This is a genomic window from Segetibacter sp., from assembly GCF_025963695.1.
Classification (GTDB): Bacteria; Bacteroidota; Bacteroidia; order Chitinophagales; family Chitinophagaceae; genus Segetibacter.
On sequence record NZ_JAOQAH010000092.1, the window covers coordinates 1 to 12,682 of the forward strand.

At 41.7% G+C, this 12,682-nt stretch carries 5 protein-coding genes; all 5 read right to left on the reverse strand.

All coding sequences use genetic code 11. The features are described 5' to 3' along the window. Window positions 1–469 precede the first annotated feature (469 nt). The 5 genes from JWR87_RS16835 to JWR87_RS16855 all read right to left on the reverse strand — a co-directional run bounded on the left by JWR87_RS16835 (window position 470) and on the right by JWR87_RS16855 (window position 12,414). Entirely contained in the window at window positions 470–2,683 is a 2,214-nt protein-coding gene (locus JWR87_RS16835; RefSeq protein ID WP_297822316.1) for a TonB-dependent receptor, read from the reverse strand. Window positions 2,684–3,044: 361 nt separating this feature from the next. Continuing rightward, a complete protein-coding gene (locus JWR87_RS16840) occupies window positions 3,045–6,134 on the reverse strand; it encodes a hypothetical protein (RefSeq protein ID WP_297822318.1) in 3,090 nt (1,029 codons plus the stop codon). A gap of 278 nt (window positions 6,135–6,412) precedes the next feature. Then, window positions 6,413–7,858, reverse strand: a complete 1,446-nt coding sequence (locus JWR87_RS16845) for an amidohydrolase (RefSeq protein WP_297822320.1) — start codon at window positions 7,856–7,858, stop codon at window positions 6,413–6,415. A 202-nt stretch (window positions 7,859–8,060) separates the two neighbouring features. Further along, on the reverse strand, window positions 8,061–9,386 hold the full coding sequence (locus JWR87_RS16850) for a M20/M25/M40 family metallo-hydrolase (protein WP_297822322.1): 1,326 nt from the start codon (window positions 9,384–9,386) through the stop codon (window positions 8,061–8,063). A gap of 253 nt (window positions 9,387–9,639) precedes the next feature. Further along, window positions 9,640–12,414, reverse strand: coding sequence for a M14 metallopeptidase family protein (locus tag JWR87_RS16855; protein WP_297822324.1), 2,775 nt, complete (start codon window positions 12,412–12,414; stop codon window positions 9,640–9,642). Window positions 12,415–12,682: the final 268 nt, after the last annotated feature.

Sequence of the window (12,682 nt, forward strand, 5' to 3'; positions counted from 1 at the left end):
TTGAGATGTAGGGGTACAAGCATTGGTGATTGCTATAAGAAAAATGATATAAAATGAGCGCCTTTCTAACTTCATAAGATGCAAACCTAAGCGGCAATTCTGAAGGAAATCTAAAGTGTAGTGGTATGTTATAGTTTACAGGCCCTCGGCTCTCCAACGGTGCCATTAACTATAAAAACAGTAATAGAAGCAGCATTGCTTATTGGAAGCACACCGTTTTTAATACTTTAAAAGCGATGAGCTGTAAGCAGATATTTGTAGAGAAAAAACTTCTTTATAAAACTTGATATTGATTTTAAAAACCGAGGTCAATATATATAGCTTATTCTTTCTGATGATACAACTACATCCACTCACCCTTAAGTTCAACTTCAAAAAACCGGAGTAAATTTAAAAACCTGTCAATAGCAGATGCGACAGAACTAAATTTAAAAGCCTCTGTGTCTTTAAGTTAATAACCCTATTTCTGTTACAATGAAACATGAACCGAAGCAATAAAATTTAGCCCCGGTGCAACTATGGCTGAGGAGTAAGGGCGGTAACGTTGATTTGTAATATTTTCTAAACCAGTATTTATTGTACAATGTGTATTTAACCTATAACTTCCTTTTACATTAAGTGTGTACCATGAAGGACTATACGGTTTGCCTTCGGGGTCTGATGCATATATAAATGGTTTTGCCTGTTCAGAAGGTGCAAGGTCTTTGCTGCTTACTTCCGCATTGTGGAGCAGATCAAACTCAAGCATCCATTTTTGGTTTTGATACTTAATAAAAGAACTCCCATAAAACGGTGGAGCATGGCGCAGAGGAACTTCCTCGTCTTTGGTGTCGTCTGTTTCACTGCCATTTATCCAGTTTGCTCTAAGTTTCCAACTTAGGTTTTTAGCAAAAAACCATTCATAACCGGTTTGCAAACCCCATACACTTGCATGCGCGACATTCTGCAATGCCTGTACTTTACTAACACTTCCCTCATAAAGAATACTGTCGCGGCCATTAAAAGTAAAAGGCCTGCGCACGATAGCATTATCGAGATAAGTATAAAAAACAGTGATATCGAACTTAAACCTGTTATGAATATTTTCACTTATGCCCAGGTCGACATTATAGACATATTCGGGTGTGAGATTTGTATTTGGTACAACTACATTGCCTGGTTCAGAATCGAAAACTTTCCCTACATCGTCAATATTGGGTACACGGTAACCAGTAGATATGTTTGCATTTACCTGCCACGTTTCGTGCGGGCGAAAAACAAGACCGACATTACCTGTAAAAGCACCTCCCCTTATTTCAGTTTTTGTAAATGGGAACTTGAAAAACGTGGTGTCAAACGAGGCAGTTAACGATGCGTAACTGTAGCGGATGCCGGTAGCTAAAGTAAGTTTTTTACCAAGGTTGTTTTTATAACTTCCATAAAAGCCTACTGTAGTCATTGATGATTTGTCGGGGTAGCGGGTTGAGGTACGTTCGTCAGATCCGTTGTTAATGTTAAGCCTGGTAGCCGCAGAACCTACCTTATTAAAAACATATTCTACTCCATAAAACAGTTCGCTTTTATCTGATAAAGCCCTGCTCAAATCAAGATTAGCTGAATACACTTTTACCTTTTCAGTTTGCGTTCTAAGTTTTGCATTGTTTAACCGCCGGTCATGGCGGCTCTCTTTATAATCCTGGTAAGCCAATACAAGTTTTGCTTCATCAAACAATGAACCTGTTCTATGGTGTAACAGTTGTAACTGTTGCATTTTCCAAACCTGCGGGCCATAGTACCATTCAGCATAAATAGGAACACTTCCTGCTGCTTCTATAAGCCGGTCGTAACGGGGAATATTACCTGTGCCTGAATAATGGGTAGCAAACACGACATCGAAATTCTCTCTTGGTTTGAATTTAATTTTTGCGAGGGCATTGACTTGGTTATAACCGCTTTGTTTTTGAACATATGGATCAGGGTTAGCAACGGCACTATCCCTGTTATTGATTCTTTCCACATAATGGTTTCTAAAGTAAGAATCCTGACCTCCGTTGCGGCCCATTCTTACATCCTGAAAATTGCTATAAGTGGCCGAACCAAGAAAAGCCCATTTCTTACCACCTAAATTAACATCTACATGTTGGGTTTGCTCGTTATTTGCCGATGAATATCTCTTTAATCCATTCGCCTTTATAAGCAACTTGTCTTTTGTAGAAAAGACCGGTTCAAACGTATGAAAGTCCATTACTCCTCCAATTGCGTCGCTTCCATAAATAATGGATCCCGGACCAAATATTACTTCAGCATTTTGTACAGACAGCGGATCTATAGAAATAACATTTTGAAGATTTCCACTTCTATATATTGCGTTGTTCATTCTTACACCATCTACCACTAATAAAACCCGATTTGCAGAAAAACCCCTGATCATGGGGCTTCCTCCACCCAGCTGGCTTTTTTGAACAAACACCTGCCCTGTCATAGATAAAAGATCGGCTGAAGTCTGAGGATTTTGAAGCCGCGCTTCCTTCATATCAACTCTTACAATTGTATTGGGAATTTCATTCATTTTTTGTTCCCATCGGCTTACTGAAACAATTACCTCTTCAAGATTTGCTGATATAGTGTCTTTTACAGGTTTTTGTGCATTAACCGTCCCGAATGCTAACACACCTATAGCGACAAGGCATCTAGGTCTTATCATAATACTCATAGGTTTAGCTTTTTAACAATTATAGAATAACGCATGTATAAAAGACCGCCATCAGTATCACCATCAGCCCAAGAAATGCTGATAGTGATAACTGTAACACGCATGATCTATGTCTGCATTTATTGCACATTCATGCGTAAACAACCTGTTTAATTTGTAATCATTTAATGTTACTAACTTAAGAGTATGCTTTAGAAGTGATATACCACCTCTCGCTGGAGGAACTTAAGCGATCTGCTGTTTATACTAGTATACATCAGATTGCTCTGCTTTTATCAGGCGTTGTAAAATGGCGCATTAACCCTCTACGCATTACGCCGTTATTATACATCCATATACAATTCCTTAAATACTAAAAAGATTTTTTTAGCAACGGAGCGTTTGCCTGCATTACTGCTTTTAAATCCTTCAGTTCTTTATCAACTTCTTTGGTCAGTTGTGCCCTTACTTCCTCGGCCTGCTTTGTTGGTCGCGCATCGGAAGATCCCTGGTCAATTAATAAATACGCTAATCGATTGTTTACTTTTATGCCATAATTCAAGGCATCCTGGCGGCTTTGATTTTTTGTTTGATGAATGTTGTTTTCTATCACTATTAACTGCTTTTCCAGCTTTTTTATCTGCTCTGTTGTTCCACTACCTCTTTTCTTTATAGCAGCAATGTTGTCTTTAACCTTCTTGATTTCTATAATGGCCTGGTTTGCTTCACTTACTTTATCTCTCACAGCTATGAGGTAATTAAACTGAGCTTTAAAATCTTCAGGAGTGGTTTTTACTCTGGGATCTTTCAAGATTTCGAATTCCTGCTCTGTGGTTTCGCCTTTTGCAATCAGCCTTACTTTGTACTTACCCGGCACAGCTTTTGGCCCTAGGTTGGGAGAACCATAGAAGATCATTCCTGGAAATGTTTTGTAACCGGCATAACGCATATCCCACACAAAACTGTTTCCTCCTGGTTTCAGTTTCAGCCTGGTTGCAGTAGTATCTTTACTTGAATACGATTTTATTACAGCACCGTCCTGTTGCAAAAACTGCAGTTTCACCTCAGCAGAGTCCGAAGTGTCCCTAACGAAGTAGTTCACAATGACGCCATCCGGATGATTTTCACCTTGTAACTTTAAACCAGCTTCCGAAATTTCTTCGCTGTTTCGCTTAACATACATGCGATAGGTTTGCTTTGGTTTAAAAAGATAGGCAGGTTTTGCAGCACTCTGCGGTTGTAACTGGTGAAGCGGAGTGAGATCATCAATCAACCAGAAACTGCGGCCGTGCGTAGCAGCTATCAAATTATCATTTTTAATAGCTAAATCATGAATTGCCACAGGCGGAAGATTCAATTGAAACTTGCTCCAGTTTTCTCCATCGTCAAACGAGATCCACATTCCTTTTTCAGTTCCTGCATATAATAATCCTTTGCGTTTAGGATCTGCCCTCACCACCCTTGCGTACTCAGTTTCAGGAATACCTTTAGTGATTACCTTCCATGTTTTACCATAATCTTCTGTTTTGTAGATATATGGCTTGAAATCTCCAAATTTATATGACGTTGCTACCACGTAAGCGCCGCCCTTTACAAAAGGGTTTACGTCAATAGCATTCATCATATTGTATTTGGGAGAAGTTGGTGGGGTTATGTTCTTCCAGGTTTTACCTCCGTTTTGTGTTACATGCAACAAACCATCATCTGAACCAATCCAGATTTCATCTTTTTGATAGGGCGATTCTGTAATTACAAAAATGTTGGCATAATACTCGGCTCCTGTATTATCCTGGGTAATAGGCCCACCCGATGATTTGATTGTATGTGGTTCATTACGACTCAAGTCTCCACTAATAATATCCCAACTTTGTCCGCCGTTGTAACTAACATGTAGGTAGTTTGATCCTGCATATAGTTTTTGAGGATCGTGATGGCTAAATACAAGAGGATAATTCCAGTTCATACGGTACTTCATTATATCTGCACCCGAACCAGCTGGCAGGTCGGGCCAAACATTGGTAGAACGCAATTGACCTGTTACCATATCCTGCATCTTCATTGTTCCTTTATAAGCACTGCCATAAATGAAATCATTGTTTAACGGATCAGGAGCTAGGTGCGCACTTTCACCCAAGTCCACTACATCCCAATCTTTTTCAGAAATGTTTGGCCCTGCAGAACGATGAAGGATTCTTATACTGCTATTGTCCTGCTGGGCTCCGTAAATACGATAGGGGAAATGATTATCAGTAGTTACCCTGTAAATCTGGGCAGTTGGTTGATTATGGTAAGTTGTCCAGATCTTGCCGCCGTTATTCGAAACTTGCGCTCCTCCATCATCAGCTATAACCATCCGCTGGTTGTTATTCGGGTCAATCCAAATATCGTGGTGGTCACCGTGCGGCGCATTATACAACTTAAATGTTTTTCCGCCATCGGTAGATTTACCATAACTAACGTTCATAACATACACCGTATTTTCATCCTGCGGATCTGCAATAATGCGGCAGTAGTACCATGCACGTTGCAACAAAGCACGATCCTGGTTTACACGGGTCCAGGTTTCTCCGGCATCGTCAGAACGGTACACTCCACCTTCCTTTGCCTCTATACACGCATAAATACGTTTTGAATTTTTGGGCGATACTGATACGCCTATTATTCCAATAGTTCCTGTTGGCATTCCGGAGTTAGCAGACAAGCTTTTCCAGGTGTTTCCACCATCCACACTTTTCCAGAGTTTCGAATCCGGGCCGCCACTATCCATTCTCCAGCCATTCCTTTTTATATTCCAGGTGCTTGCATAAACAATATCAGGATTGTTTGGGTCTAAAGTTAAATCTACCGCTCCTGCTTCCTTTGAAGCAAACAATACCCTCTCCCAGTTTTTTCCGCCATCCTTACTTCTGTAAACGCCCCGGGTATCAGAAGGTTGCCATAAATCACCCATTACTGCAACATATACCAGGTCGGGATTGGTAGGGTGAACTCTTATTTTTCCAATATGCCTTGAGTCCAACAGGCCGATATGTTTCCACGTTTTACCTGTGTCTACCGACTTCCACATACCCCAGCCGGACGAAACGTTGTTACGAACAGTTTGCTCACCTTCTCCAGCGTAAATAACGTTGGTATTACTTTGCGACACGGCTACTGCCCCTACCGTTCCGCCGAAATATTTATCGGTTATATTATCCCATGTTTGTCCCGCATCTTCTGTTTTCCAAACACCACTACCAACCGAGCCGAAATAATATAATAAAGGGTTATTGTCAACGCCCGTAACTGTGCCCGAGCGACCTCCTCTAAACGGGCCAATTCCACGCCACTTTATTCCACCGTATAAATCAGCGCTAAATTTAGCCGCAGCAACTGAGGTAGCTTCAGGTTGCTTGTTAGCTGTTTGAGCAACACAAAAAGTAGTTGTAAAAACACAGAATAGGAAGAGGTATCGTTTCATCATAATTATTTATTTCAGGGAGGTTTAGTTGTTTAAAAACCCTGGCCCTTATTCTTGAACATTTAAAGAAGAATAACATGGATTTCATTGGAGTCGGGATCTGTTCCGCTATTTCACAATGTGGCCGGATTAGACTATTTGGAAAGGCGCGTCACTATATCGATCTGTAAATGATTGCTCAGCTTTTTTGAAATTGTACAAATAGCAGCACCGGTAATAGTAATAAGGGTAACTACAATCTCCAGCTACCTGCTATATCACTACCGTAAATTTTAAAGGTATTATTTGCGATAATCCAACGCGGGTTTTCTGTTACCCAACAAAGCTTCGTATGTAAAATCTCCGCCTCTTCTTTTTAAAAATTCTTTTTTTGCTTCAACTAAAACCGCTCGCTTTTTAAAAAGATCATAAGCTGAAAGAGCAATTGTTTTTGCTGCTATCATCATACCTTTTGCGCCAATACTTGATCCTGCTGCCGCCACATTTTGCCAGCTATGACCAGATGAGCCGGGAACAAAAGTAGCAGTAGAAATGCCGGCTGTGGGTGTTGTCCAGCTGACGTCTCCAACATCGGATGAAGCGCCGCCGCTTTCCTGTTTTTCAACCACTTTAAAAGCTTGCACTTTAGCGGTCGTTTCTAATGCCGGTATTTTTGCTCCCTGGAAAGTGGATTGTATTTTCTCGGCAAAAGCCTTTTCACCAGCCGAGTAAGTAAAGCCACCTACTGTATTTAAGTTGGCATCCATTATTTTCGAAAGAGCAACATTAGGCAACATGTTGTAGGTGCCTCCTATGATCTCATAGTCCATTTTAGTTTCTGTGCCAAGTGCTGCACCCCGGGCTGCTTTTACTACTCTCTCCCATACATCCTTAACGACCTGCATATTGGGGTTACGGACATAAAAGTATACTTCGGCAAATGCAGGTACTACGTTTGGCGCTTCGCCACCTTTGGTTATTATATAGTGAATACGGGTATCAGAAGGAATATGCTCACGCATCATATTTACCATATTATTCATTGCTTCTACACCATCCAGGGCTGAACGACCACGTTCAGGTGCTCCTGATGCATGGGCAGCAATACCGTAAAACCTAAACTTGCCACTTTTATTTGCAAGCCAAGGAGAGATGCCCGCATCATTGTCGTTTCCCGGATGCCAGTGTAATACTGCATCAACACCATTAAAAAGTCCTGCACGCACCATAAAAACTTTCCCCGATCCACCTTCTTCGGCGGGGCAACCATACAGTTTAATAGTGCCTTTGCTACCAGAACTTTTAAGCCAATCCTTAACTGCTATTGCAGCAGCTACAGAGGCGGTGCCGAAAAGGTTATGCCCACAACCGTGGCCGGCAGCGCCTGGAATTAAGGGTTTTTGCGCCGGCTCATCTGATTGTGATAATCCGGGCAATGCATCGTACTCTGCAAGAATACCTATCACCGGTTGCCCCGATCCAAACGTAGCTACAAATGCTGTTGGAATACCAGTCACCCCTTTTTCTATATTAAACCCTGCATTGGCCAGTTGATCTTGTAGTAAAGCCGAGCTTTTAACCTCATTGTATCCTGTTTCTGCATATTCCCAAATTTGCCTGGCAATATTTGCATAAGTGGCTTCATTTGATTTAATTGATGTAAGAATTTTATTTTTATCGGTAGTTTGGCAAAAAGCATCAGTTGAAACAATGAGTGCAATGCTTAGAAATGCAATTTTTGTATTCATTTAATTTTCGTGTTTTAAACATTACAATAACCCGTTTGACTTCGAGGGTACCCGGTTCGCATACTGACTAACAGTACAAGAGTGCGACGCAATGGCTGATGCATGAAGAACAACTGCCAGTTACAAAAAAAGGATTTGCATCGTCTTCTATGCAGTAACATGTAGTTGCAGCGGTAAGTTCTGCATCGGAACAATCGGGAAGCTAATCCACCAGTCCCGCTTCTAAAACCAAAATCAACAATGCATTTTGAATAGCTAGATAACCTTTGTCGTTTACCCACCATTCAGTTAACGCATGCCCTCCACCACCCACACCACCACGGCCAATAGTTGCGGCAGGAACGCCTTTTGAAATAGGGATATTTGAATTAGTAGAGCTGATTCCCAACTTTGATTCTGCACCTAAAAAATTGGCCGACGCCATAGCCCTTTGCAATAAAGGAATGGTAGGATTTTGAACACCGGAAGGCCTGTCACCTACTAACTTTATATCTACGGTAAGGTCTGCCCCTCTTCTTTTTATTTCATTCTCTTCTTTCAAACCTCTTTGTAATGCTGCCTGTAATAATTTATCGATAGCTGCAAGTCGTTCAGCACTTTCAGACCGCATATCTACTTCCATCCATGACTCATACGGAATGGCATTTACCGAAGTACCTCCACCTACAACCCCGATGTTGTAAGTAGTTTTAATGCCGCTTTTTGTAAAAGCATCTGCATTAGTAACAAAATAATGAATGGCTCGTGCTGCTGCGTTATGGGGGTTTGCAAGGCCAAAAGCACCATAAGAATGACCACCGGGACCTTTAAAAGTTATGCGATAACGATGAGAACCTACGCCGCCATACGTAATGCCACCGATACCGCCACCGTCTACAGCAATGTAAGAGTCAATTTTAAGCCCGCTGCTAAATAGCTCCTTAGTTCCTCTTAAATCACCTAAACCTTCTTCACCAACAACACCTGCAAACAATATGTTGGCATCTGTTTTTACGTTTGCTTTGTTCATTGACCTTAATACAGCCAGTACCAGGGCCAGGCCGCGGGTATCGTCACCAATACCGGGGGCAGCAAGTGTATCACCGCGATGTTTTACAGTTACATCCGTTCCTTCAGGAAAAACGGTATCTAAATGTCCTTCAATAACTACCGTTTTCTTTCCTGATTTCCCCTTCCTTAAAGCAATTACATTTCCGGCTTTATCCATCCATATAGAATCTACTCCACTAGCTTTCATCATTTCCAAATACTTCTCTGCACGTTTTTGCTCTTTATAAGGAGGAGCAGGAATTTCTGTCAGTGTTACCAGGTTTTTTTCAGTTTCAGGTTCTAAATCCATGATGGCTTTAAAAGCCGATTTGATGACTGCTTTTTCTGATAAAGCTTTTATTTCGTTTTGATAACGTTTTTCGACAGCAACCTTTACCGTTTGTTGAATTACATCTCCCCCACCTTCCTGTGCCTGTAAAGCATACGAACCTAAAAAAAAGAGCGTTGTTAAGGGCAGTACTTTCAATAATGATTTCATAGTATCTTTTAATTATTAACTAATAGTAAATAAAGCGGTATAGCCTTGAAGGCCAGATGAGCATTGTATTAAAATTCAACAGTAAATTGAATTCATTAAGACTGGTCCGAGCGAAAAAAGAGTCTTGAATAATGCGACGCGAAAAACGGCAATAGTAGTGCCCCGCCCCAGATAATTCAATTCATTTTATTACTTTCCTAAGAAGCAATACGGGCACGGGATAAAGTGCCCGTATTTGCAACCCTGAGGTTTATTATTCACCCAATGCGTACAACTGATTGAACAAGAATTTAAATGTTCCATGTGTTTGACCACGGAAAGTTATCTCTGGCCCAAAGGCATACAGCTTTCCTGCACCAACCTTTGCTTCAAAAGCAGCAACACCATTTTTAAGATAAGCTTGTCCGTAGGCCCAACCGCTACGAAGCGGTGTAGCCGACGAGAACCAGGCTACCGGTTTTACCTGCCCTTTAGCAACACCATCCGGGGTAAGGTTAAATACAGGGCTTGCATCAAAATATACGTCTCCTTCGGCGGCCATACCCCAGGCGACAGATTGTGTAGAGTCAATACTTACACGTAAAATACTTCCGGGTATGTAAAATTTTTCGCCGGGTAATGGTCTTTCCTGTCCGGCTGCAGTCATTTCGGTAAGTGCATTACTGACAGGAAGTTTTAGATGATAAGCAAGATTAGTACTGCTGCCTACTGTGACTACCGTACCCCCGGCTTCAAGAAATTTTTTGATCTGAGGAATACTTGTATCGGCAGAAATGCGACCTAACCATGGCCTGAACTCAGCAGGAATGTCGTTGGGCTTAGGTTGCCCGCCTCCGTAACCCCTGTTTGAAGTACCACCGCTTACAGCTGGAATAGCGCCGGTAACAAAAACAATTACATCGTATTTGCTCTTTAAATCTCCTTTATCAATTTCGCTGCTATAAACTACCTGAGCAGGAAAATGGTATTGTTCCATAATCCACCTTACCCAACCTGACGGCATTGAACCCCCATAAGTATCCCAAAGAGCAATACGGACCGGAGACACCTTAACAGCATTAGCAGGGCGTTTAGAAATACTATTTGCTTTTAAGCCTAACCCGGACGCCGATTTGTCTAAAATCGCTTTTCCTGCTGCCGGAACAAAAAATGTTCCGGTACCCGCATGCGCCATACCATTAACGCCTTTCGGCAACCTGTAAACGTCTATACCTGCTTTAAGTAAATCGTTTACAGCTATGAAGGTATTGTTGGCACGGGCATCTAAAAGATAGCCGGCACCAGAAGCTACCGCCTGCGGCGCAGGGGAAAGCAATTCTCCATAGGCTATTTTTTGAAAAGGCCCGTCAAAACCATTTAAGATACGATCGAACTTAACCCCCATTTGGTAAGCAAGAGTCCAACCGGCAGCATCATACGGACGAATAGGAGGACCGCCGGGATACAGGAAGTCATTTGGGTGATCCTGTGGCTCGAACATATCTAACACGTGAGGACGAAATGCCTGGGCTGTTTTAACTACATAGGAACCGGACGGATATCTTCTACCTTCAACTGTAAAATCACTGGTTGCCTGATGCACCTGCACACCAGACCTGATAAGCGCATTAAGAAACTTAACTGCCGTTGGAAAATCAGGTTGTTCTGCAGAAATAATATAACCCCGGGGATCGCGCAGCGTAGGATTATTCAGTACTAAGTTGTAATACTTTAGTGGAATAGTATCCAGCGAGCCTAACCTTATCCCCGAGGCATTATTGTCGGCCGCTTCGCCAGACTTGGTATTTTTCTGGTCTTTTTTATAGGCATTGTTTATAGAATCGATATGTTTAGGAGAAAGGCCCCAAAAATCGCGGCTACCATTGTCAATTGAATTTTTGCCCATACGGTAAATACCATACAAAAGGTCTTTACGGTTGTTAACTGCATAATTAAGCACCGCATAATTAAGCGACACAGAATAATCAATTGACTGTCTGAAATGCCATTCCTGCGGAGTAACAGGATTGGGGGTTGCCATGTTTGGTATAAGGCGTGCAGGAACGAGCGGTACTGTTGAAGGAATGGGACTGCCAATAATCTCTGTTAAAATACCAATCATATTATGGAAGTAAGGCGTTGTACGCAAGCCCCCGTTCCACCATGTAGAATAATTAGAACCAGACCTTTGTGTATAACCGGGTTTGCCTTCCAGATTAAGCCGGTTGTTCATAGCTGCACCTACTCCATCAAGGCTAGTAACCAGCAAAGGATCGTACACATAATTAAATGGATCACGATAAGGAGGGCCAGCAAGTATTGACCCCTGCGGGCCTGTTTGATGATGATTATAAATTATCTGCGGCATCCACTCAACATATTGCTGACGGCTGATATTTTGGGTTTCTTTCATGTTCATCATGAAGAAATCGCGGTTGTTATCGTGCCCAATGTATTTCTGATACAGGCGTGGCAACTGTGAAAATGAACGCTTTTTAGGATCATCGGTGCGCATAAACCAGTTGGAAACCAGTTCCTGTCCATCGGGGTTAGCATGTGTAAAAAGAATAATTGCATTATCAAGCAAGTGTAATGTTTCATCATCTTTCCTGCTTACCATCTGGTACATTGTCTCTAACAACTGGTGGGCGCCCACTACTTCGGTGGCATGTAATCCACCGTCTATCCAAACCACCGCTTTACCTTCTGCTGCAAGCACTTTAGCCTGCTCGTCAGTTAACCCTTCAGCATGTGCAAGTTTTTGTGAAATTGCCTTAAACTTGTCAAGGTTTTTAATGTTTTCGGGAGAAGACACAATTAACATATATTGGTGACGACCTTCTTCAGTAAGCCCTATATCAACCAGTTTAGTGCGGTCAGAGGCAGCCAGCTTTTTAAAAAAAGCTTCAGCCTGCGTGTAAGTGGTCAACTTGTAATCATCTCCAATATTAAAACCGAAATGTTCTTTAGGCGACGGTATTGATTGTGCCTGTAGCACGGGCGAAATAAATAGTAAAATAAAAAGTGTTCGAAAGAGATTTGAGATCATAATGATTTTTTAAAAGCTTTTATGCGTGCGCTTGTCAAAAATACCAAAACTGCGTATTGACGAAAGAATACAAAATATTTGTCTATTACTTTTGGTCCAGCCTGAGCGCTTTGTAAGATCACTGTCCTACATGTACCAGTTAGCAGGTTTTTTAAGATTTTCGGGTGAAGTGTAACAAGCTTGCTGAAGAGTTGCTTCACCCGGACAATGCGCGGAAACGCCTGAATAAACCTTATAGTTAACCGTGCCGAAGAACTATTTAAAACTT

What these genes read in the sequence shown, in the direction of transcription:
- JWR87_RS16840 (WP_297822318.1), bottom strand. Translation starts at nt 6,134, where the DNA reads ATGATGAAACGATACCTCTTCCTATTCTGTGTTTTTACAACTACTTTT.
- JWR87_RS16855 (WP_297822324.1), bottom strand. Translation starts at nt 12,414, where the DNA reads ATGATCTCAAATCTCTTTCGAACACTTTTTATTTTACTATTTATTTCG.
- JWR87_RS16845 (WP_297822320.1), bottom strand. Translation starts at nt 7,858, where the DNA reads ATGAATACAAAAATTGCATTTCTAAGCATTGCACTCATTGTTTCAACT.
- JWR87_RS16835 (WP_297822316.1), bottom strand. Translation starts at nt 2,683, where the DNA reads ATGATAAGACCTAGATGCCTTGTCGCTATAGGTGTGTTAGCATTCGGG.
- JWR87_RS16850 (WP_297822322.1), bottom strand. Translation starts at nt 9,386, where the DNA reads ATGAAATCATTATTGAAAGTACTGCCCTTAACAACGCTCTTTTTTTTA.